This is a genomic window from Sinorhizobium sp. Y406, from assembly GCF_058732025.1.
In genome coordinates, this window is sequence record NZ_CM178974.1 from 2,611,015 (window position 1) to 2,631,737 (window position 20,723).

The 20,723-nt window shown below is 62.7% G+C and carries 20 protein-coding genes and 1 tRNA gene; 8 read left to right on the plus strand and 13 right to left on the minus strand.

The genetic code is table 11. The features are described from left to right. Together AC4P1R_RS12535 and AC4P1R_RS12540 are read right to left on the minus strand one after the other, a co-directional pair. On the minus strand, nucleotides 1-582 hold the full coding sequence (locus AC4P1R_RS12535) for a hypothetical protein (RefSeq protein ID WP_069459217.1): 582 nt from the start codon (nucleotides 580-582) through the stop codon (nucleotides 1-3). A gap of 416 nt (nucleotides 583-998) precedes the next feature. Continuing rightward, on the minus strand, nucleotides 999-1,265 hold the full coding sequence (locus tag AC4P1R_RS12540; protein WP_069459216.1) for a hypothetical protein: 267 nt from the start codon (nucleotides 1,263-1,265) through the stop codon (nucleotides 999-1,001). A 274-nt stretch (nucleotides 1,266-1,539) separates the two neighbouring features. Here AC4P1R_RS12540 and AC4P1R_RS12545 point away from each other — a divergent pair, with 274 nt between their 5' ends. Further along, complete coding sequence (locus AC4P1R_RS12545; RefSeq protein ID WP_069459215.1) at nucleotides 1,540-1,725, plus strand: hypothetical protein; 186 nt, start codon at nucleotides 1,540-1,542, stop codon at nucleotides 1,723-1,725. Between the two features lie 280 nt (nucleotides 1,726-2,005). On the opposite strand, the gene AC4P1R_RS12550 is transcribed toward AC4P1R_RS12545, so the two are convergent. The 3 genes from AC4P1R_RS12550 to AC4P1R_RS12560 all read right to left on the minus strand — a co-directional run bounded on the left by AC4P1R_RS12550 (nucleotide 2,006) and on the right by AC4P1R_RS12560 (nucleotide 4,303). Next, nucleotides 2,006-2,082: transfer RNA gene (locus tag AC4P1R_RS12550), tRNA-Met, on the minus strand. Nucleotides 2,083-2,215: 133 nt separating this feature from the next. Beyond that, on the minus strand, nucleotides 2,216-3,412 hold the full coding sequence (gene mnmA, locus AC4P1R_RS12555) for a tRNA 2-thiouridine(34) synthase MnmA (protein ID WP_492177046.1): 1,197 nt from the start codon (nucleotides 3,410-3,412) through the stop codon (nucleotides 2,216-2,218). Between the two features lie 144 nt (nucleotides 3,413-3,556). Further along, the gene (locus AC4P1R_RS12560) at nucleotides 3,557-4,303 is read right to left on the minus strand and encodes a helix-turn-helix transcriptional regulator (protein WP_492177047.1); all 747 of its coding nucleotides are present in this window, start codon (nucleotides 4,301-4,303) and stop codon (nucleotides 3,557-3,559) included. 494 nt (nucleotides 4,304-4,797) lie between these two features. Here AC4P1R_RS12560 and sciP point away from each other — a divergent pair, with 494 nt between their 5' ends. Further along, on the plus strand, nucleotides 4,798-5,073 hold the full coding sequence (gene sciP / locus AC4P1R_RS12565) for a CtrA inhibitor SciP (protein ID WP_003527546.1): 276 nt from the start codon (nucleotides 4,798-4,800) through the stop codon (nucleotides 5,071-5,073). A 189-nt stretch (nucleotides 5,074-5,262) separates the two neighbouring features. Here the strand turns inward: sciP and AC4P1R_RS12570 are convergent, their stop codons facing one another. Next, nucleotides 5,263-5,613 carry a flagellar export protein FliJ gene (locus AC4P1R_RS12570; RefSeq protein WP_069459213.1) on the minus strand — a complete coding sequence of 117 codons (351 nt, stop codon included), beginning with the start codon at nucleotides 5,611-5,613 and terminating at the stop codon, nucleotides 5,263-5,265. 532 nt (nucleotides 5,614-6,145) lie between these two features. Here AC4P1R_RS12570 and ctrA point away from each other — a divergent pair. Further along, entirely contained in the window at nucleotides 6,146-6,847 is a 702-nt protein-coding gene (gene ctrA, locus AC4P1R_RS12575) for a response regulator transcription factor CtrA (protein WP_026616417.1), read from the plus strand. Between the two features lie 213 nt (nucleotides 6,848-7,060). Here ctrA and AC4P1R_RS12580 read toward each other — a convergent pair whose 3' ends face one another. Further along, nucleotides 7,061-7,423, minus strand: a complete 363-nt coding sequence (locus AC4P1R_RS12580; protein WP_069459212.1) for a response regulator — start codon at nucleotides 7,421-7,423, stop codon at nucleotides 7,061-7,063. 263 nt (nucleotides 7,424-7,686) lie between these two features. Beyond that, a complete protein-coding gene (gene chpT / locus AC4P1R_RS12585) occupies nucleotides 7,687-8,331 on the minus strand; it encodes a histidine phosphotransferase ChpT (RefSeq protein ID WP_069459211.1) in 645 nt (214 codons plus the stop codon). A gap of 366 nt (nucleotides 8,332-8,697) precedes the next feature. On the opposite strand from chpT, the gene AC4P1R_RS12590 reads away from it, so the two are divergent. Together AC4P1R_RS12590 and AC4P1R_RS12595 are read left to right on the plus strand one after the other, a co-directional pair. Beyond that, on the plus strand, nucleotides 8,698-9,303 hold the full coding sequence (locus tag AC4P1R_RS12590; RefSeq protein WP_083265358.1) for a DUF1134 domain-containing protein: 606 nt from the start codon (nucleotides 8,698-8,700) through the stop codon (nucleotides 9,301-9,303). A gap of 160 nt (nucleotides 9,304-9,463) precedes the next feature. Next, a complete protein-coding gene (locus tag AC4P1R_RS12595) occupies nucleotides 9,464-10,621 on the plus strand; it encodes a coiled-coil domain-containing protein (RefSeq protein ID WP_069459210.1) in 1,158 nt (385 codons plus the stop codon). A gap of 41 nt (nucleotides 10,622-10,662) precedes the next feature. Here AC4P1R_RS12595 and AC4P1R_RS12600 read toward each other — a convergent pair whose 3' ends face one another. Continuing rightward, nucleotides 10,663-11,493: a TrmH family RNA methyltransferase gene (locus tag AC4P1R_RS12600; RefSeq protein ID WP_492177048.1), complete on the minus strand. Its 831-nt coding sequence runs from the start codon at nucleotides 11,491-11,493 to the stop codon at nucleotides 10,663-10,665. A gap of 4 nt (nucleotides 11,494-11,497) precedes the next feature. Beyond that, complete coding sequence (locus AC4P1R_RS12605; RefSeq protein ID WP_151611582.1) at nucleotides 11,498-11,884, minus strand: hypothetical protein; 387 nt, start codon at nucleotides 11,882-11,884, stop codon at nucleotides 11,498-11,500. A gap of 28 nt (nucleotides 11,885-11,912) precedes the next feature. On the opposite strand from AC4P1R_RS12605, the gene AC4P1R_RS12610 reads away from it, so the two are divergent. After that, nucleotides 11,913-12,941, plus strand: coding sequence for an RluA family pseudouridine synthase (locus AC4P1R_RS12610; protein WP_069459312.1), 1,029 nt, complete (start codon nucleotides 11,913-11,915; stop codon nucleotides 12,939-12,941). Between the two features lie 204 nt (nucleotides 12,942-13,145). Then, a complete protein-coding gene (rpoH, locus tag AC4P1R_RS12615) occupies nucleotides 13,146-14,051 on the plus strand; it encodes an RNA polymerase sigma factor RpoH (RefSeq protein WP_069459207.1) in 906 nt (301 codons plus the stop codon). Between the two features lie 194 nt (nucleotides 14,052-14,245). Here the strand turns inward: rpoH and AC4P1R_RS12620 are convergent, their stop codons facing one another. Together AC4P1R_RS12620 and AC4P1R_RS12625 are read right to left on the minus strand one after the other, a co-directional pair. Then, nucleotides 14,246-16,552 (minus strand): hypothetical protein, encoded by a 2,307-nt coding sequence (locus AC4P1R_RS12620; RefSeq protein ID WP_492177049.1) that lies wholly within the window; start codon nucleotides 16,550-16,552, stop codon nucleotides 14,246-14,248. Nucleotides 16,553-16,614: 62 nt separating this feature from the next. Further along, nucleotides 16,615-17,913 carry an adenylosuccinate synthase gene (locus AC4P1R_RS12625; protein ID WP_069459205.1) on the minus strand — a complete coding sequence of 433 codons (1,299 nt, stop codon included), beginning with the start codon at nucleotides 17,911-17,913 and terminating at the stop codon, nucleotides 16,615-16,617. A gap of 207 nt (nucleotides 17,914-18,120) precedes the next feature. Here AC4P1R_RS12625 and AC4P1R_RS12630 point away from each other — a divergent pair, with 207 nt between their 5' ends. Further along, complete coding sequence (locus AC4P1R_RS12630; RefSeq protein ID WP_492177050.1) at nucleotides 18,121-19,011, plus strand: DMT family transporter; 891 nt, start codon at nucleotides 18,121-18,123, stop codon at nucleotides 19,009-19,011. Nucleotides 19,012-19,100: 89 nt separating this feature from the next. Here AC4P1R_RS12630 and serA read toward each other — a convergent pair whose 3' ends face one another. Next, on the minus strand, nucleotides 19,101-20,696 hold the full coding sequence (serA, locus tag AC4P1R_RS12635) for a phosphoglycerate dehydrogenase (RefSeq protein WP_069459203.1): 1,596 nt from the start codon (nucleotides 20,694-20,696) through the stop codon (nucleotides 19,101-19,103). Nucleotides 20,697-20,723 lie beyond the last annotated feature (27 nt).

The window sequence follows — 20,723 nt, forward strand, 5'->3', positions numbered from 1 at the left end:
CTACTGGTGCGCGGCTGGATGCGGCAGCATTTTCGCCGGCGCTTCCAGGAAGGTGTAGGGCCCCTCGGGGCACTTGACGTCCGGGTTCACCGGGTGAAACACCCCACGCGGGTTCGGCTTGAAGATCCAAGCATGCAGGTCGTAGTGATGAAGCGCCGCCGGCAGAAGCGGTTCATGACCCTCCATCGGTCCGTCGAAGGGATGCCCGAACAACTCCGGCTTCGGCTTGACGCCGGTCGCGAGCGGGATCAGCCATTCGACGGCAACGAGTTCCAGCCGGTCGCCGACAGGCTCATAGACGAGTAAGGTCGGCTTCATCGGATCGGGCTCGGGACCGATGAGGGCGGGGTTCAGGAAATGAACCCCCATCGTTCCTTCCGCGAAGGTGACGCATCCGAGCGTCGAGAAATAGCCCTCGCGCACGGCAACCACCGGATCCTTGTATTTCTCCAGCGAAACCTTCAGCTTTTCGAGCTCGGGCGGAAGCGCCTCTGCTGCATTCACCAGCTGTACGGACATGAAAAAAGCACCGGCTGCGAGACAGACCATCCGCAGCAGGCGCAGCACCGAAGACATTGGCATGACTCGGTCCTCCTTTGCTCACTTCGCCTCCCGCGAGGAGCACGGCGGGCATGATACTGCCAAGGCGGCTTGGAGGCTACTCTCGCGATTGGGCAGAGCAGAAATGCGGGCGGGTGAATCGATCTCGCCTCGAACTTTGCGCCCGGTGACAGCGCCGCGCGTCTTTGCACGCAAATGGTCGCTGTAACACTTGGTATCTGCGCATCGGCCAATAATCGCTTGACCTCCGCTTGAAATCTCTCGCAGACGCTCCGGTCTGCAGCTCGGCCTGCTGCGGCACGCCAATATTGCACTTTTCCGGCGCTTCGGCCTTAAGGGCGTGCGAAGAGATCGTCTAAATCACGGCTCTTGACCGAGAGCCGTTGCTGTCGAAACTGCGGCAGAGCCATCACCAGACAAGCTCTGCCAGCTCGACACTAAGGGCATTTCCTTGTTTGCCCGAAAATTATTCTCAGCCGGGCTTCGTTGGGGCGAGTCCCGGCGGGCTCGGCGGTCCGTGAATTGTCCGTCGGCGGTCGGTAGTCAAAATCCTCACCCAGCGCATCCTTAGCCTGAGGTCCATCGAGCCGATAAAGCAGCGCGATGACGATCTCCCTGTCACTGATTCCGCTTTCGGGCGACAGATATTCCGACAGGTCGCGTCGACAGTCTTCAACGAGCTTCCGAATTTTCTGGGCATTCATGGCGGACCTCGAGGGAAAGACCGGAAGTGAGGTCCCAGGGCATTGCAGAAGGGACGGAAGCACCGCCCCGGGACCGAGCACTCACGGCTGCTAGCAGGGGCTCACCCCCTTTTTCGCGGGGTGCTCATTCCTCCATTATGGAGCGGGAAAGCCACTTCGCAATGGTGCTAAGACCTTTGACCACACAGCCTCGGACTTAAGTCCCCGACGTCGCGCGAGCGGGAACCGGTCGACGCCATTTTCGTTCTTCCTGCACCTTTTGTGGGAGTGCGATATGTATAGCGACGGCGATCACAACAAGCCCGAACAGAACGCTTCAACGGCCTTCCCTGTCGGCCTGCTCTTGCTCTCCATAAGCGCTATCCTCGTCTACCTGGCGATCGGTGGGGCTTTTTCGGAGAAAAGGACCGATATAGTCGTCTACACGCCGCAGGCCACGGACGCCCTCACACCTCGCTGAGAATGCCGCCTACGCATAGGTCCGAAAGTCGCGGCAAGTGCGCGTGCTGAACCGAGCGTGCGGGCAGGGAAATTACCAGCAATCGCAGCGACATTGGGAGCCTGCCGCCAAGCAAGCTTGAGGAAGCTTCCCGCGCAATTCTTGAAAGGCCGTTCGAAATATCCGGTTTCCCGCTTTCGCGGCAATACTCCGGCAATTCACGGCGATCTGCAACGAGGTTGTCGCCCATGTCTTAGGTACAGTCTGTTACCTATGTCTTCGGGTCGGACAACTGTTCTAATGGTAGCGGAGGAGGGATTCGAACCCCCGACACAAGGATTATGATTCCTCTGCTCTAACCTACTGAGCTACTCCGCCGCCGGTGCCTGAAGCTTCTTGGCGAAGCCCGTTTCGGCTGGTCGGGCGGCTTATAAGGTGCTGTTCCGGCTAGTGTCAAGCAATGTCTTCGGGAAAAACGCGAAGTTTTCCCGAAGAGCCCGATCGGCCTGTCTCAGGCGGCCGTCGGCGCCCCGAGGAGCGCCTGCAGGGCCGCCTCGGCGGCGGGCTCGCGCTCCGATTTGCGGATGAAGCCGCCGCCATAGACGCGGGCGTCTTCGCCGGTGCCGGAATAGAGCGCACAGGCCTGGCCTGGCGCCACCCCCGCCTCGCCCTCGACGAGTTCGACATAGAGTCCGTCGGTGTCGCACTTCAGCACCGCCGGCGCCGGCTGGCGGGTGGAGCGCACTTTGGCGAAGCACGCAAAGCCGCGGGCTGCCGCTTCGTCGAGTTCGTCGTCGCCGAGCCAGTTGACATCGCGCAAATAGACGCGGCGCGTCTCCAACGCCTCCTTCGGGCCGACGATGACGCGGCGCGAGCGCGCGTCGAGATAGACGACATAGAGCGGCTCGCCGGTGGCGACCCCAATGCCGCGGCGCTGGCCGATCGTATAGTGCAGGATGCCCTCGTGCGTGCCGAGCACGCGGCCGTCGAGATGCACGATCTCGCCGGCAAGCGCGGCATTCGGCTTCAGCTTCGAGACGATGTCGCTGTATTTCCCCTGGGGCACGAAGCAGATGTCCTGGCTGTCGGCCTTCCTGGCGACGACGAGGCCCATCTCCTCCGCGAGGCGGCGCGTCTCGGTTTTGGGGAGGCTGCCGAGCGGAAAGCGCAAATAGTCTATCTGCTCCTGCGTCGTGGCAAAGAGAAAATAGCTCTGGTCGCGCTCCGCATCCGCCGGCCGGTACAGCGCCCGCTGACCGGCATGGCGAGGTCTGGGGCTCGGCCGCGAGCGGATGTAATGGCCGGTCGCCAGTGCATCGGCGCCAAGCTCTTTGGCGGTCGCGAGCAGGTCAGCGAATTTAACCGTCTGGTTACAAGCGACGCAGGGGATCGGCGTTTCACCGGCAATATAGCTCTCGGCGAAGGGATTGATCACGGTTTCGCGGAAGCGCGCCTCGTAGTCGAGCACGTAATGCGGAATGCCGAGCGTTTCGCAGACGCGGCGGGCATCGTCGATGTCTTGGCCGGCGCAGCAGGAGCCGGCGCGGTGCACCGCCGCACCATGGTCGTAGAGCTGAAGCGTGATGCCGAGCACGTCATAGCCCTCGCGTTTCAGGAGCCCGGCCACGACGGAGGAATCGACGCCGCCGGACATGGCGACGACGACGCGCGTCTCTTCGGGCTTGCGGTCAAAATCGAGACTGTTCACGGGATCCAATCCGGCATCCGGGCGCGGCCGTCCGACACCCTCTTTTTCGCTTTCGGGCCGGAAGGCGTCTGCCACGCCAACGGCTTTTTCCCACGGCTTTCGTGCCGCGACATATAGAAACTTGTGCTTCGCCGGGCAAGTGCATCAGATCAGCTTCAGCCTGAGCGCCCGGGCGATCGCCTGCACGCGATTGACCGCATCGAGCTTGCGGGTGGCGCTCTTGAAATAGCTCGCCACCGTATAGGCGGAGATGCCGAGGATGATGGCGATCTCGTCACCGCTCTTGCCGGCGGCCGCCCAGCGCAGGCATTCGATCTCCCGGCTCGACAATCGCTCGCGCGCGGGTTGGCCGGCATCGAACGTGCGCTCGAGGCATTCGAAGAGCTGGACGAGCGCGAGATAGATCATCGCCCGCTCCCCACCGATGGGCTCCTCCCGACTGCCCGAAAGCACCGCCAGGAACGGCTCGCCGGAGGTCGCGTGCAGAAGCAAGGCGAAATGACGCGCCATCTCCGGATAGCGCTGGAGTTGGCGGGTCACGCCCCTCTCCATGCCCCTCCCTGCCTCCTGCAGCAGTTCCGGGCCGCCGATCACGGGCAGCTTCGTGCGGCGCAGGCGCTCGACGAGCGCGCTCGCCGGGAAAACCTGCTCGGCGTCGTATTGACGCACCAACTCGGCCGGCCAGTTACTGAGAACCAGGCGCTCGGAAAAGCGCTGCTCCTCTCCCATCGGCAGCCGCGCGATCAGGAAATGCGCGTAGCCATAGCGGGCGACAAGCCGCCGCATCAGTTGGAGGACTTCGTACTCCGTCTGCACGGACGCCGGGTCGACGTCGAATGACAAATCTGCGTCGGCCCCGCGCTGCAGGGCCGGTTCATTCGTTTCCTTCATTCAAGCTCACCCTGCTGCCGGCGCCGTCGCCAGGCCCTGTTCTACGCTTCACACGTCCCGGCGATCGGCAGCCGCGGCGAATGAAACCCGTCGCGGCGCGGCCAGTCAAAGGGAGTGGTGATGCGCGGGCGGAAAATCCGGGAGCGCCGCTTCGACGCTCGCTCCTTTGCATGCCGTTGCCGCGAACCCGCTGCACGTTTTCGCGCGGTATGCATCATGGGGCGTCCCGTTATCAGGAAATCTCCCTCGAAGGGAAATGTGGTGATTGCATGGCTTCTGGCGCGAAGGGTCGCAAAATCCCCGGCAAATCAGCCCCGTCGCGGCATGCCGAGGGGATGGGCAGGAGCGTCGCGATCCCGGCCATGCCACGGGAATTCCTGCCGGCCGGAAGTGTCTCAAATTATAAGCAAATCGTTACCGGCCGCTTAGGTAAATGTTAAATGTGGCACGCTAGGGTCGTGTGCATATGGTCTTGAGTTTGTGTAGAGAGTCCCATGACCGAAATGATGCGTCCACGCGTAAAATATGTTATCGGCCCCGATGGCAGCCCTCTGACGATTGCGGACCTGCCGCCGGCCAATACCCGGCGCTGGGTAATCCGCAGGAAGGCCGAAGTCGTCGCCGCCGTGCGTGGCGGCCTCCTGAGCCTGGAAGAGGCATGCGAGCGTTACACCCTCACCGTCGAGGAGTTCCTCTCCTGGCAGTCCTCTATCAACGATCACGGGCTGGCGGGCCTGCGCACGACGCGCATCCAGCAATATCGCCACTGATCACCCCTGAAACAGGGCCATAATTCGAACCGGCGGCTCGGGACCCTCCTGAGCCGCCGGTGTCGTTTCGGGCGCTTCCGGCAGGATGCGCGCTCCAGCTCCCATCTCAACGTCAATAACGAAAACCCGCCCCCGGGGGACGGGAGGCGGGTTCGGTCAACTTCTCTGCTGCTTGCGCCTCAGGCGATCTCAGGCGCGTAGCCGGGTGCCCGCGTCCCGCTCTTCGAGCGCAGCCGCCTTCTCATATTCGGCCTGAACTTCCGCAAGGGCGAGCTCGGCCGCATCCTGCTGCATTTTCAATTCCCGGATCGACACCTGGAGGTTGTCGGCGCGCTGGCGGGCAGCCTTTGCGAAGGTGGGATAGGCGAAATGCGAGGGGTCGGAAATGCCCGACTTCTTTTCCTCGAAGACGATCTGGCTTTCTAGGTCCTTGGTCATCCGCTCGAACTCAGCCATCATCATCTGAAGCTGGTTCAACTGACGCTGCTTCTCCCGAACCTGAAATTCTTTCAGTCGGACAAGGCTCTCACGTGGTTTCATACGCAATACTCCCGTGGATGGCGACACCCCGGCTACCGATTCCGCAGCGCCCCCGCGTTGGGGCAAGGCCGCCGCAGCACTTTGAACTTGCGCATGATCCGCCTCAAATCGACACCGATCCGAGCCCCCATGCGCTACCCTCCGGCCCACTTGGAGCCGAAAACGAAAAATCCCCAGCGGTCTTAACAAACACCTACCGCTGGTAACCTTTCGTTTACGGGCATCGTTAATCATAGGGACGATGATTTAAGGCTCCGTAAATGCTGAGATACGAAATGTGGCGCTTGGCCTATTTGCGAGTCTAGAGAGTCGGATAGCGGCATCTCCTCATGTATCGCATGAGAAATGCCGTTTCGGATTCACCTTTGGAATCAGGAGACTGCTAAAAATATTTAACACGCTCGATACACCTTGCCAGAGTGAATCAGAATTTGTTAACCATTTGATGGCAGCCTCCAAATCAGGCAACGACTGGATCCGTCACGCGTAAGGGGGGCCACGACGACCTTGGGCGGCGGAAAAGGGGAAGACTATGCGGGTTCTACTGATCGAAGACGATAGCGCGACGGCTCAAAGCATTGAGCTGATGCTCAAGTCAGAGAGTTTCAACGTCTACACCACCGATCTCGGGGAGGAAGGCGTCGATCTCGGCAAGCTTTACGATTACGATATTATCCTACTCGATCTGAATTTGCCGGACATGTCCGGCTACGAGGTCCTGAGAACGCTGCGTCTGTCGAAGGTGAAGACCCCGATTCTCATTCTCTCCGGTATGGCAGGCATCGAAGACAAGGTCCGGGGACTCGGCTTTGGCGCCGACGACTATATGACCAAGCCCTTCCACAAGGACGAGCTGGTGGCGCGCATCCATGCGATCGTGCGCCGCTCCAAGGGCCACGCCCAGTCGGTGATCGCAACCGGCGAACTGATCGTCAATCTCGACGCCAAGACGGTGGAAGTCGGCGGCCAGCGAGTCCATCTGACCGGCAAGGAATATCAGATGCTGGAGCTGCTCTCGCTGCGCAAGGGCACGACCCTCACCAAGGAAATGTTCCTGAACCACCTCTACGGCGGCATGGACGAGCCGGAACTGAAGATCATCGACGTCTTCATCTGCAAGCTGCGTAAGAAGCTCGCAAACGCCGCCGGCGGCGCCAACTATATCGAAACTGTCTGGGGCCGCGGCTACGTGCTGCGCGAGCCCGAAGGCAACGACTACCTGGAAACCGCCTGATTTACCAATGGCTGGCGCCGGGCAAAAGGTCCGCGCCAACCCGCCCCCGAACACGAAGACCCGCCCCTTGGCGGGTTTTTTGCCGTTTGGCGCCGCCTTCAGGCTCCGTGACCCTGTCCTTCTACACGTCGAATAAAAAAGAGCCGCGGCGAGCCGCGGCCAATTTCTCCGGGAGGATCTGCAATGTAAAAGTGCGTCGCGGAAATACGCGCCTCAGGCGGCCATCGACTGGTTGGCAAAGACATTCGTCAGGATCTTGCGGTCGAAGGGCTTCAGGAGGAAATCATCGGCGCCGGCCCGCTTGCCGGCCATCATCTTGCGAAGGTCCGCCTCGACGACGCAATAATAGATCTTGACCGAGGCGCCCTCGGGCAGCCTGCGGATATTGCCGATGAGATCGAGTGCCCCTTCGAGCGCGGCGTCGACGATCAGGATGTTCGGCAGCTCGGCCTCGCAACGCACCAGCGCCTCCAGGCTGCTCGGCGCTTCGGACACGAGAAAACCCATGCCCGAGAGGATACGTTTGCCGACCTTTCTTACAACATCCGAACCATCAGCGATCATCAAGCGCCGCATGCTTCACTCCCTATAGGCCTCACAGGCGAAAACGCATCCATGAAACAATCTTATATGGATTTGGCAAAGAAAGCGTTACCGCGCACGCTTACGTTCTTTTTTTGCTTCGCGGCAAAGTTGTCGGGCTCGTTAACGCTTCCGAGTCCGATCATCGAGAGCCAGGAAATTTAGAGCGTTCCGCTGTGGGAAAAAACGCAAGAGCCCGCCGGACCGACCGGCGGGGACCCAATATTCCTGTCATGGTCAATGAGCGGCTCTGCCGATCAGACGCCAACGCGTGCCGTGAAGACGATCTCTTCGCCAGTCGAAGCGACGTCGATCGTCATGCCCGCCTCATCGGCAAGCAGCACCGTGTAATAGGGTTGGATCGAGTGCGCGTCGACTGCCTCCTCCGGGGTGCCGGAGAGAATTTCCATGAGTTTCGGCGGCACGCGCATCATCCGCCCCTTGGCCACGAGGCTGAAGGCGGCGGCGAATTCCGGATCCTCCAGCGTGATGTCGATCGAGCCGCCGCGCGGGATCGCGCCATAGGCGATGAGGAACAGGTTCAGGAGCAGCTTGACGCGATTCTTGGCGATGATCGCGCGCGGGCCGTTCCACGTGACTTCAGTCTTCTTTTCCGCAGCGGCGAAATCCTTGGCCGCCTTCTCCGCTTCTCCGGTGTCGATCGATGCGCCGACCGAACCTGAGGCGCCGAAAGCGAGACGGGCGAATTTCAGCCGGACCGAGGCATTGAGGGCGCTGGTGCGGATCAGGTCCATGGCATCGGCATCGGCGCCGCCCTCGTCGAGCAGTTCGAGGCCGTTGTTGATGGCGCCGACCGGCGAGATGATGTCGTGGCACACCCGACTGCACAGCAGCGCGGCGAGGTCGGGTCCCGTCAGCGTCAGGTTCGGATTCTTTGCCATTCTCGTTCCTCGTCCGGTTCTTCCATCCGGGGCTTGCGCAGGGCGCAAACGGCTCCGCGGCCATGCCCGACTTCGGCCAGCCCCATGCGGCCGGCGAGCACTCTTATTTTTCGATCAGCCATAATGACATCACATTTGGTAAACCGATTGTTAAGATCATCGGTTCAAATTGTCAGAGCACCCCGGTTTCGGATAGCCCAGCTCGTGGAAGCACTGGAAGCAGAGAGGGTGCGCTCGATCAAGCCGGTAGTGCCATTCACGCGCAGCCGCTTGAAAATGGACCAGACCCGCGGGTGGCGCGCGACCGATCGAAACGCTGGCCATAGCCGCCCGCGCGCGCCGCATTCGCGCCCGACGGAGGAAACGATGCAGCCGACGATGAAGGCTACTGCAATGGCTGTCCGCGCCATCCTGACGACAATCATGCTGATAGGCGTCGCTCTGACAACCGGCGCCAATTCCGCCGCCCACGCCCAAGCCGCCAACGGAAGCCAGTATACGATGCAGGAGATCGTCGATGCGGGCCACACTTTCTTCGGCGAGACTTCCGGCGGCCTTGCCAAGGTGGTGGAGCGCGCCTTCGAAAGTTACGGCCTGCCGAACGGCTACATTCTCGGGCAGGAAGGCTCAGGCGCCTTCATCGCCGGCCTCACCTATGGTGAGGGTGAGCTCTACACCAAGAATGTCGGCCAGCATCCGGTCTTCTGGCAGGGCCCATCGCTCGGGCTCGATTGGGGCGGACAAGGCAGCCGGGCAATGATGCTCGTCTACAACCTGCCGAGCGTGCCGGCGCTCTACAAGCGCTTCGGTGGTGTCTCCGGCTCCGCCTATGTCGTCGCCGGTGTCGGCATGACGGTGCTGACGGACGAGCACGTCGTGGTCGTGCCGATCCGCACCGGTATCGGCGCAAGGCTCGGCGTTAATGTCGGCTATTTGAAGCTGACGCAGCAACCGACCTGGAACCCCTTCTGACAGCGGTGACGTCGCGCGCGCCGGGTCGACCGTTGCGGATATGGAAAGGCGTCAAAGCTTGCGGTAAATGTCATTTCAGGCGTCATGCTTTATTGCGAAGAACGAAGGGCTGCCAGACCGTCCCGCATGGGCGGTCCGGTCCAGATGAAACGGCCGGCACGTGATCGAATATGCACTCCTCTTTGCCCTCGGCTTCCTGACGGCGGTCCTCTTCGGCCTCATGATCGCGCCCGCAATCCAGAAGCGCATCGTGCGCTTCGCCGAGGATCGGCTGAAGGCAACCATGCCACTGAGCCCCCAGGAAGTGCGCGCACAGAGGGATGCCGCCCGCGCGACCTACGCCGCCGAAAACGCCAAAACCATGCAGGCCCTGCGCCGGGAACGCGACAAGGGCGTCGCCCTGATGCTGCAGAGCGAACGGACGCACCAGGAGGTGCGCCGACTGGCCGGCGAAAACACCGAACTGCAGGCGCAGGCGGCGGAGATGGACATCGAGGTCACCACTATGCGCTCGACCATCCGGGAACTCGAGCAGCGGCTTGCGGACGTGCGCGCGTCGTTCGAAAGCCTGCAGCGCGCCGATGGCGACAAGAGCGAAACCATTCGCCGGCTTAGGAAGGATCTGGACAGGCACACCGCCGAGATCGACAGTCTTCGCATCGACGTCGTGGCGCGGGAGACCGAGGTCGAGCATTTGAAGAGCCGTGTCGCTGGGCTGCGCGACGAGCGCGAGGCACTGCGGGCGGACCTCAAGGCGGAGAATGCGCGTACACGCGAAATGGAGTTGCGCCTGGAGCGGGACGGCAGCCGCATGCGTCAGCTGGAAACGAAGCTTGCCCGCGAAGCCGCCGCGAAGGCGGACCGCGAGAGCACGCTCGAGCGCGGCGCCGAGGAAATTGAGAAACTGAAGGTGCGATTGAAGTCGGCGAAGCAGGAGATCCGCGAGGCGACGAGGGCGCTCCGCACCGCCGGCGTAAAGCTGCCGAAACAGCCGACGCCAAGCTGGAAAGCGGCAAGCGACGCCGGGGAGAAAGAGAAGGCCATGTCGCAGGGGAGCGATGCCGACACGCTTTCCGAAGATATGCGCATGCGCGCAACGGCGCTCTCGGAACGTCTGACCAATTCGAAATCCGCCGCCCATGACGAGGCGCTGCGCGAGGAAATGGCGGCGATTGCCGCCGGCATGATCGCGCTTACCGCGATGCGCGAGGGCGACACCTCGCCGATCCACGGTCTCCTTACCGGCGAAGAGGCAGAGAAGCACGAAAATGGAAACAGTCTGGCGGAGCGCGCCAAGGAATTGTTGTCGCCGAAATAATGCCGCGGCTTCGGTGGAACGTTTTCGGCCGCGCGCCCCGGTCAGATCCGGCCGTTGACGCGCGCAACCTGATGGAGCGCAATGCCTGCCGCCATTGCGACATTGAGGCTGTCGAGGCCCGGCCGCTGGCGGATGCGCGCGGTCCGAACGGCTGACAGAATGGTCTGCGGCAGGCCCTCGCCTTCGGTGCCGACCAGGAGCGCCGTGCGCGGCGCCGGCGCAATCTCACCTAAATCGGTCTCGCCGCGCGGCGACAGTCCCCAAATCGCAAAGCCGCCTGCCTGCAGCCTTTCAATCAGATCGGCCGCGGTCCCCTCACGCGCGAAAGGCAGCGTCAGCACGGAGCCGACCGACACGCGGATCGCCTTGCGATACATCGGATCGCAGGTGGTCTGATCCATCAGCACCGCATCGACACCGAAGGCCGCCGCGTTTCGAAACAGCGACCCCATATTGTCATGGTTGGAGATGCCGCAGGCGGCGAGAACCAGGCTGCACGTGGGAAGGTTGGCAATCAGCGCGTCCCTGCCCGGCATCTGATCGAATCGGCCGAGCGCCAGCACGCCGCGATGCATGTTGAAACCGGCGATCGCCTCGAAGACGCGGGCATCGGCCATGTAGACCGGTACCTCGGGCGGGAACTCGGCAAGCAAACTCGCAAGACCGGCAACGCGGCTTTCCAGGAGCAGGATCGCTTCGGCGGCAATGCCGCGGCCGGAGCGATGCGCCGCCGCCAGCATGCGCAGCACGACGGTGCCTTCGGCGATGAAGCGGCCCTCGCGCCCCGTGAGATCACGCTCCCTTATCGAGACGAATCCCGCAATGCGGGAGTCCGCCGAGTCTTCAATCCGGATCGGACCGGCCACGCCCATCGCGTCAATTCGTCCTGACGGTGACGTCCGCGACGATGCGTCCTGCCCGGATGTCGAAGACAATCGCGCGTGGCTCGGCACCAGGCAAGCTGCCGTAGAAGAGCAATTGCGATCCGGACAGCGCCACGTCGCTCACCGAAAAGCCGGCCGGCAGCGCCGCGATCGCGTTCACCGGCGCGTCCGCCGGCGCGCTGGCTGCCGCTTGCGCCGTCGCCGCGCCGCCGTCGGCCCGCGTCAGCTTGTAGACAATCGTCCCGAGGACGGCCATAAGCATGATCAGCATCACGCCGGCCGAGACGAGCTGCAGGCGCACCATCTTACGGCGGACATTCTCCATCGCCGGATCAAGGGGCTTCTCTTCCAGTTCATCATCGGGCTCGATTGCAGTCATGGCTGGCTTTCTATCGGAATTGGAACGCATGAACGATCCCTTTAAACAAGCGTCCGGCAATAGGAAAGTCCTGACGGCGAATGAGAGCGCCTCGGGACGGCTCGACGCCTTTCTGACTGAGGCGCTTTCGGGCGAGTTCTCGCGAAATCGCATCAAGGGACTGATCGAACAGGGTGCCGTTTCGCTGAACGGCACGCCCGTTCTCGAGCCGAAGAAAAAGGTGTGTCCGGGCGATGCGTTCGAAATAGTCCTGCCTGCACCGGAAGATCCGGAACCGAAGGGCGAGGCGATCCCGCTTGATGTCGTCTATGAGGACGATGATCTGATCGTGCTGGTCAAGCCGGCCGGCCTCGTGGTGCATCCCGGTGCCGGCAACTGGACAGGAACGCTCGTAAACGCCCTCATTCACCATTGCGGCGAGAGCCTCTCCGGCATCGGCGGCGTCCGACGACCGGGAATCGTCCACCGGCTGGACAAGGACACGAGCGGCGTCATGGTCGCAGCAAAGAACGATGCCGCCCATCGCCATCTGTCCGGCCAGTTTGCCGATCATGGCCGCACGGGACCGCTCGAGCGAGCCTATCGGGCAATCGTCTGGGGCCGGCCGCGTCAGCTGAAAGGCATGGTCGACGCCCCGCTCGGACGGGCGGGAGACCGGACGAAGCGGTCGGTCAAGCGCGAGGAGAGCGACGACGCGCGCGAGGCGATCACCCATTACCAGGTCGTCGAGCGCTATTGCGAAAAGCCGGACGGCACAGCACTCGCCTCGGCCGTCGAATGCCATCTGGAAACCGGCCGAACCCATCAGATCCGTGTGCATATGGCCCATATCGGGCATCCGCTGATCGGCGATCCCGATTACGGCGCCGCCTTCCGGACGAAGGCCAACCTTTTGCCCGAGCCGGCGAAAAGCGTGGTCAATCGCTTCCCTCGACAAGCGCTTCACGCCTTCATGCTGCAGTTCGAACATCCCTCGAGCGGCGAGACAATGCATTTCGAAGCACCGATGCCGGCGGACATGGAGGGACTGATCGCCGCGCTGCGGACCGCGAGCTGATCACCCTTGAAATCGCTGCGAATAGTTCCGATCTTATGATGGTCTCGCATCGCCATATCTCTTCTCCCGGTCTCACGACAGCGTGAAACCGGACTCCTTGAATCATGCTTTTGCCGCACTTATCTTCTAGCCTGTGGGGTCTGGACGAAGACCCACGCCGGCTTGCCGTCCTGGAGGCCGGAGGCTACAAAGAGGGGGTGCTTCATGGCCCGCAATACTTTGCCGACCATTGCCGCCGGAGAGGGCGGTCTAAATCGATATCTCGATGAAATCCGCAAATTTCCGATGCTGGAGCCGCAGGAAGAGTACATGCTCGCCAAGCGGTACCAGGAGCATGAGGACCGCGGTGCCGCGCACAAGCTCGTGACGAGCCATTTGCGCCTGGTCGCCAAGATCGCGATGGGCTATCGCGGCTATGGGCTGCCGATCGGCGAAGTTATATCCGAAGGCAATGTCGGCCTGATGCAGGCGGTCAAAAAGTTCGAGCCCGACCGTGGCTTCCGCCTTGCAACCTATGCGATGTGGTGGATCAAGGCGGCCATCCAGGAATACATCCTGCGCTCCTGGTCGCTCGTCAAAATGGGCACCACCGCCAACCAGAAGCGGCTGTTCTTCAATCTGCGCCGGCTGAAGGGCCGGATTCAGGCTCTCGACGAGGGCGATCTCAAGCCGGAACAGGTGAAGGAAATCGCCACGACGCTCAAAGTGAGCGAGGACGAAGTCGTTTCGATGAACCGCCGTCTGTCCGGCGACGCGTCGCTGAACGCGCCGATCAAGGCGAGCGAAGGCGACTCCGGCCAGTGGCAGGACTGGCTCGTCGACGAACACGACAATCAGGAAGAAATCCTGATCGAACAGGATGAGCTCGACAGCCGCCGCGCTTTGCTCGCCGACGCCCTGAAGGTCTTGAACGACCGTGAGCGCCGCATCTTCCAAGCCCGTCGGCTTACCGAAGACCCGGTGACGCTGGAAGATCTTTCGAGCGAGTTTGACATCAGCCGCGAACGCGTCCGCCAGATCGAAGTCCGCGCCTTCGAGAAGGTGCAGGATGCCGTCCGCAAGGCCGCGCTGGACCGCGCCAATGCGCTCCGCGTCGTCGAGGGCGCGTAAACAAGCCACACAGCGAATCCTGCATATAGCCCCGAAGATCGGAACCAATTTTCCGGAATGCTCGATGGGCACTCAACCTCGATGAGCTGAGTCACAGCGATCTTTGCGCGTCTAAAAAAGACGCGCGGCGCTACAAAACCCCGGCAGGATGACGATCTTGCCGGGTTCGCTTTTCGCCGTCGCGGCTCTTTCCGCTATTGGCCGCTGGCAGCGGCACTGCCGAGAGCGCTCCAGGCCTGCAGGGCCTCGTTGAAGACGTCGGTGCCGGTGGCGCCCTTCTCAAGCGTCAGTAGCGCCCGGCGCCCGTTCCGATAGGTTATGGGAATGTCCATCCAGCTGCGGCTGCGCAGTAGTTCGGTGTTGACCTTGGTGGCTTCCGCGAAGTCGTTGAGCGCTATCATGTGGAAATCGTCGGTAATCTTCGCCGGAACGGCGATTAGCGGATCGCCGCGGTCCTGTTCCGTGCGCTTCATCGAGACGCGCTGGACTCCGTCGATGCTGCCGCCCTCGAAATTCGACGGCAACGAGAACACGAACTCGATCACGTGGCTCGCAGGCAACGAGGGATCGGCGTTGCGCTTGATCGTCATCAGCGCCGTCAAGCCGCGATCCGGCACGACGATCTGCGCCTGGATTGCCGCCTCCGGCTTGGCGTCGCCGCCCGGCGATTCCTCCTTGATGGACCAGGAGACGGCACCGGGGATGGCCGTGGGCGACGACTGCCCGAGCCGCTCCTCGTAAAGGAACATCTTCTCGCCATCCGCAATGGAAACCTCGGGCATGGCCGTCTGATCGCCGTTCTCCGCCGGCGTGGCCGCGGCTGACTGTCCGGAGGCGCCATCGTTCTTCGGTTGCTGCCCGACCTCGGTCTGCGCCGCCACCGACTTGCCTTCCTGGGAGATATCCGTGCCGCTTGTGCCGGCTGGCCCCTCGTCCCTCTCGGTCCCGTCCGCGAGCAGTCGCTGCGTGTATTTGGTCGAACCAGGCTCGGGCGAAACCGCGCCGTCTTCTGCGCCGGTCTCGCCGTCCGGCTGGCTGGCCGGCGACTTCCCATCGGCAGCCGGGGCCGGCGATTCGGCATCCGATGGCATGATCTTCGCGATCATGTCCGAAAGCCAGGCGTTGCCGACTTCCCTATTGATCCAATACGCATAGCCGCCACCACCGAGGAGAAGCAGAACGACGGCGGCGATTGCCAGGCCTTTGATGCGGAAGCGGGACGTCTTGGGCGTGGCCCGATAGGAGACGGGCGGTCCCGGCTCCGCGGTCGGGGGGACGCCGGTACCTTCCTCCTTGGCGGCCGAGCTCGCGCCATTCTGCGCCCGATCGCCGTCCTGGAAGCCGAGCAGGTCATCGATATGGTCCCAGGCACTCCCGGCACGCTCTTCTTCGCCTGCGGCCGTGGCCGCCTTTTCCACCGGCCAGGACCACTCGGGTATTTCCGGTTCGGCCACTCCTTCCGTCTTCTTCGTTGGCGCCCCAAAAGGATCCCTGTCGTCGAAGGACCAGGATGATGCAGCCTCCTTCTCGGAGACAGGACCGGGCTCTGGCGCGTGACTTGGCTCGCCCCCATCTGGCTCAACGGGGTGCAGGCCCAGCCGTTCCGGCTCGCCAATCTCGGGGCCCACAGAGGGCTCGGGCGCCGGCTGCGCCTCCCTCGGGAGGGTGGGGGAATCGTCCCATTCCGGCAGGGCCCATTCGGACGGCGCTGCGCTTTTCGGCGAGGCTGCGAGCGGCTCCTCGTCCGCAACGGTCGGCTCGACAGGAGCCAGCTCCGCTTGGCCGCCCTCCTCGTGGAGGAATTCGGCGTGCGGGCGATCCTCCGCCTGCTGTTCGGCGATCTCGTCGACGGCCGAGGCATCTTCGATAGGGCCTCCCTCGATCGCCTGCTCCTCGGCCGAGGCGCTCCATGGGAGCGTCGCCGGCGTCAAGTCCGGCTCTTCTTCTACGGCCGGTGGCTGCTCATAGCGTTGGACGGGCGCGCGCGCGGCTTCGGTTTCCGCTTCCGTCTGGCGCTCTTGCTGCGCCGGAGCCTCCGGCTCCGATTCGGGCGCCACTTCAGCCGTGACGTGGGGCACTTCTTCAAAAGCGGGCGACGGCGCTTCGGCGCCGGCAGCGGCTGGCGTAGCAACCTCCTGCTGTGGCTCGGGCGGCGTCTGTTCCGGCTCCGCGGGCATCGTCTGTTCCGGCTCCGCGGGCGGTGGCGGGACCGTGTCCGGCTCCGATGCAGCCACCAGCGGCGCCTGCTCAGCCGGCTCGATCGCCTCCGGCTCTTCGATCGCCGGCAATGCCTCGGCGTATTCGCTGTCCACCTCGGCGATCGCCGTTTCCAGCTTGTTGAGCTGGCGGCTGATCATGTCGTCCGATGGGCGCGGGTTCATGTTTTCGAGTTGGCGGCGCACGGCACCGCGCGCCTTCTCGTAAACCCGGGCTCGCATTTCGGGGGTGTTTTCCGACAGGCCGTCAACGGTCCTGCGAATAACTGCAACAAAATCCGCCATCAGAAACTTTCTCAATTCTCAGTCACGCGGCGGCAATTACCATGCCGCCGCATTGCGCGACACTAGTCCTCAAAAGGATCCGTCACAAGTATTGTGTCGTCGCGCTCCGGGCTTGTGGAAAGAAGGGCGACCGGCGCGCCGATCAGTTCTTCCACCTGGCGAACATACTTGATCGCCTGAGCAGGTAGATCGGCCCATTTTCGGGCGCCGACCGTCGATTCCTTCCAACCTTCGAGCGAAATATAGAGGGGCTTGACCGCGGCTTGCTGCGCCTGGCTTGCGGGAAGATGGTCGATCTCCTGTCCATCAAGCGTGTAGCCGACGCAAATCTTCAACTCGTCCAGACCGTCGAGCACGTCGAGCTTGGTGAGTGCGATGCCGGTGATGCCGTTCGCGGCGACCGACTGGCGCACCAGCGCGGCGTCGAACCAGCCGCAGCGGCGCTTGCGCCCGGTGACGGTGCCGAATTCATGGCCGCGCTCCCCGAGGAACTGGCCGATCTCGTCATTGAGCTCCGTCGGGAACGGTCCTTCGCCGACGCGCGTCGTATAGGCCTTGGTGATGCCGAGTATGTAGCCGAGTGAGCCGGGTCCCATGCCGGAGCCGGCGGCCGCCTGACCGGCAACGGTGTTCGATGAGGTGACGAAGGGATAGGTGCCGTGATCGATATCGAGCAGGGTGCCCTGTGCACCCTCGAAGAGGATGCGCGCGCCCTTGCGGCGCTGCCGGTCGAGCAGCAGCCAGACCGTGTCCATGAAGGGCAGTACCCGCTCGGCGACGGCAGACAACTCGTCCATGATGGCCTGATGGCTGACCTCCGGCTCGCCGAGCCCCCGGCGCAGCGCATTGTGGTGCGTCAGCAGCCGGTCGACCTTGGCCGGCAGCGTGTCGAGGTCCGCCAGGTCCATGACGCGGATGGCGCGGCGGCCGACCTTATCCTCATAGGCCGGGCCGATACCGCGGCGCGTCGTGCCGATCTTGGTGCCGCTGTTCGATGCTGCATCCTCACGGATACCATCGAGTTCGCGGTGAAGCGACAATATGAGCGTCGCATTGTCGGCGATGCGCAGGTTCTCGGGCGTGATCTTGACGCCCTGGGCCGCGAGCTTGTCGATCTCCGCGATCAAGGCATGCGGGTCGATGACCACGCCATTGCCGATGACCGCAAGTTTGCCGGGCCTGACGACGCCCGAGGGCAGCAGTGACAACTTGTAGCTGATGCCGTCGATGACGAGCGTGTGGCCGGCATTGTGGCCGCCCTGAAAGCGCACGACGATATCGGCACGCTCCGAGAGCCAGTCCACGATCTTGCCCTTGCCTTCGTCGCCCCATTGGGATCCGACCACCACGACATTCGTCATAATCTTCTTCCTGTTCACGCGCGCATCAAGACGTTGCGCTGTTCTCAAACCCGCGCATCTATACTGTGTTGTCTTGCGGAAAGCGACCCCGTTATGCCCTGCGGGAAGGCTTTTTGCATGACAAGCGGCGGCCTTACCGCCTATACCTGCAAACGCTCTCCGCCGCCGGCAATTCCCTGCGTCCCCTTCCCACACGGAACCAGTCTCTTGAACTCCAGAGCCTATTTCTATCTCGGCATCACTTCGCTTTTCTGGGGCGGCAATTCGGTGGCGGGAAAGCTCGCCGTCGGCCATATCAGCCCGATGATGCTGACGACGTTGCGTTGGTCCGTGGCACTCGCCATCATCCTGGCGCTGATGACGCCGCAGATTCGCCGGGACTGGGAAAAGATCCGCCAGCATCGGCTGCAACTGCTCGCCTATGGCGCCGTCGGCTTCACGCTGTTTAACTCCTTTCTCTATTCGGCCGTGAAATACACGACCGCCATCAACGCCGTCATCCTGCAGGCCGGCATCCCGATGCTGATCTTCCTGTTCAACTTCGCGCTCTTCCGCACTCGCGCATCGATTGCCCAGGCCATCGGCTTCACCGTGACGCTGATAGGCGTGCTCACCACGGCGGCGCATGGCGATTTCGCAAGCCTTTTGAAGCTGCAATTCAATTTCGGCGATGGGCTGATGTTTCTCGCCTGCATCGTCTATGCGATCTACACGGTCACGCTGCGCTGGAAACCGGCCATTCACTGGCAGAGCTTCATCGCCGTCCCCGCCTTCGGAGCGCTTATCAGTTCCATTCCGCTGCTCGTTTGGGAAGCGGGAAGCGGCGAGGTAATCTTTCCGGATGCGACCGGCTGGGCGATCGTGTTCTACGCCGCGATCTTCCCGTCGCTGATGTCACAGGTCCTATATGTCCGCGGCGTCGAGATGATCGGCCCCAATCGCGCCGGGCTGTTCATCAACGCCATCCCGGTCTTCGGCACCCTGCTCTCCATCCTGCTCGTCGGCGAGACCTTTCACCTGTTTCATCTGGCGGCGATGCTGCTTGTGCTCGGCGGCATCGCCGTTGCCGAACGCGGCCGGCCGAAGCAGGCGCATTGACGGGATCCACCGCCGCTCCCAACCCGTCCAAAAAAGCGGAGGGCTGGGAGGGGCGAAGGCTTGCAAGCGCCTGGAGAGCGAAGTGCCGCTCAGTCGACGTTGAAGACCAGCGGCTTGGCCTGGCGGATTGCCGAATTGGCGCGCAGCCTGTCGAGCACAGTCTCGGAAACCGGCCCGTCGACATAGAGTAGCGCGATCGCATCGCCGGCCTGCTTCTCACGGCCGAGTTGGAAGTTGGCAATGTTGACGCCGGCATCGCCGAGCGTCGTGCCGATAAAGCCGATCATACCGGGAACGTCGGTATTGGTGATGTAGACCATGTGGTTGCCGACGTCCGCGTCGAGGTTGATGCCCTTGATCTGGATGAAGCGCGGCTTGCCGTCGGAGAACACCGTTCCCGCAACCGAGCGCGTCTGGTTCGCCGTCGTCACCGTCAGCTTGATGTAACCATCGAAGACGCCCGTCTTGTCGCGCTTCACCTCGGAAAGGATGATGCCCTTTTCCTTGACCATGATCGGCGCCGAAACCATGTTGACGTCAGCCACCTGGGGCCGGATGAGACCAGCCAGGACGGCGCTTGTCAGTGCCTTGGTGTTCATCGCCGCTGTCGAGCCGTCATAGAGAATCTCGATCTCCTTGATGGCGCTCTCGGTCACCTGTCCGACAAAGGCGCCAAGCACATCCGCGAGGCGGATGAAGGGCTTGAGGATCGGCGCCTCCTCCGCCGTGATCGACGGCATGTTGATGGCGTTGGAGACGGCGCCCTTGACGAGATAGTCGGACATCTGCTCTGCGACCTGCAATGCCACATTCTCCTGCGCTTCCGACGTGGAGGCGCCGAGATGCGGGGTACAAACGACATTGGGCAGGCCGAAGAGCGGGCTTTCGGTGGCGGGTTCCACTTCGAAGACGTCGAAGCCGGCGCCGGCGACATGACCCGACTTCAGCGCCTCGGCAAGCGCCTTCTCGTCGACGAGGCCGCCGCGGGCGCAGTTGATGATTCGCACGCCGGGCTTCGTCTTGGCGATCGCTTCGGCGCTCAGGATGTTGCGCGTCTTGTCGGTGAGCGGAACGTGCAGGGTGATGAAGTCCGCCTGCGCGAGCAGTTCGTCGAGCTCGACCTTGACGACGCCCATTTCCTCGGCCCGCTCCTTCGACAGGAACGGATCATAGGCGACGACGTGCATCTTCAAGCCTATGGCGCGGGCGCAGACGATCGAGCCGATATTGCCGGCGCCGATCACGCCGAGGACCTTACCGGTAATCTCGACACCCATAAACTTCGACTTTTCCCACTTGCCGGACTGCGTCGACGTATCGGCGGCGGGAAGCTGGCGGGCGACCGCAAACATCAGCGCAACCGCGTGTTCGGCCGTGGTGATGGAATTGCCGAAGGGGGTGTTCATGACGATGATGCCGCGGCGCGAAGCGGCGGGAATGTCCACATTGTCGACGCCGATGCCGGCGCGGCCGACAACCTTCAAGTTGGTGGCGGCGGCGATGAGCTTTTCGGTCACCTTGGTGGCGGAGCGGATGGCAAGGCCGTCATATTTGCCGATCACTTCGGCAAGCCGCTCCTTATCCTTGCCGAGCTTCGGCTCGAAGTCCACTTCGACGCCGCGGTCGCGGAAGATCTGGACGGCGGTTTCCGACAGTTCGTCGGATACGAGAACGCGAGGTGCCATGAGGGCCTCCTTCAAGAATCTGGTCTG

What these genes read in the sequence shown, in the direction of transcription:
- AC4P1R_RS12580 (WP_069459212.1), bottom strand. Translation starts at nt 7,423, where the DNA reads ATGCGGCGCTTGATGATCGCTGATGGTTCGGATGTTGTAAGAAAGGTC.
- AC4P1R_RS12560 (WP_492177047.1), bottom strand. Translation starts at nt 4,303, where the DNA reads ATGAAGGAAACGAATGAACCGGCCCTGCAGCGCGGGGCCGACGCAGAT.
- AC4P1R_RS12605 (WP_151611582.1), bottom strand. Translation starts at nt 11,884, where the DNA reads ATGACTGCAATCGAGCCCGATGATGAACTGGAAGAGAAGCCCCTTGAT.
- AC4P1R_RS12540 (WP_069459216.1), bottom strand. Translation starts at nt 1,265, where the DNA reads ATGAATGCCCAGAAAATTCGGAAGCTCGTTGAAGACTGTCGACGCGAC.
- AC4P1R_RS12610 (WP_069459312.1), top strand. Translation starts at nt 11,913, where the DNA reads ATGAACGATCCCTTTAAACAAGCGTCCGGCAATAGGAAAGTCCTGACG.
- rpoH (WP_069459207.1), top strand. Translation starts at nt 13,146, where the DNA reads ATGGCCCGCAATACTTTGCCGACCATTGCCGCCGGAGAGGGCGGTCTA.
- ctrA (WP_026616417.1), top strand. Translation starts at nt 6,146, where the DNA reads ATGCGGGTTCTACTGATCGAAGACGATAGCGCGACGGCTCAAAGCATT.
- sciP (WP_003527546.1), top strand. Translation starts at nt 4,798, where the DNA reads ATGACCGAAATGATGCGTCCACGCGTAAAATATGTTATCGGCCCCGAT.
- AC4P1R_RS12590 (WP_083265358.1), top strand. Translation starts at nt 8,698, where the DNA reads ATGCAGCCGACGATGAAGGCTACTGCAATGGCTGTCCGCGCCATCCTG.
- AC4P1R_RS12600 (WP_492177048.1), bottom strand. Translation starts at nt 11,493, where the DNA reads ATGGGCGTGGCCGGTCCGATCCGGATTGAAGACTCGGCGGACTCCCGC.
- AC4P1R_RS12620 (WP_492177049.1), bottom strand. Translation starts at nt 16,552, where the DNA reads ATGGCGGATTTTGTTGCAGTTATTCGCAGGACCGTTGACGGCCTGTCG.
- AC4P1R_RS12570 (WP_069459213.1), bottom strand. Translation starts at nt 5,613, where the DNA reads ATGAAACCACGTGAGAGCCTTGTCCGACTGAAAGAATTTCAGGTTCGG.
- AC4P1R_RS12535 (WP_069459217.1), bottom strand. Translation starts at nt 582, where the DNA reads ATGCCAATGTCTTCGGTGCTGCGCCTGCTGCGGATGGTCTGTCTCGCA.
- serA (WP_069459203.1), bottom strand. Translation starts at nt 20,696, where the DNA reads ATGGCACCTCGCGTTCTCGTATCCGACGAACTGTCGGAAACCGCCGTC.
- AC4P1R_RS12545 (WP_069459215.1), top strand. Translation starts at nt 1,540, where the DNA reads ATGTATAGCGACGGCGATCACAACAAGCCCGAACAGAACGCTTCAACG.
- AC4P1R_RS12625 (WP_069459205.1), bottom strand. Translation starts at nt 17,913, where the DNA reads ATGACGAATGTCGTGGTGGTCGGATCCCAATGGGGCGACGAAGGCAAG.
- chpT (WP_069459211.1), bottom strand. Translation starts at nt 8,331, where the DNA reads ATGGCAAAGAATCCGAACCTGACGCTGACGGGACCCGACCTCGCCGCG.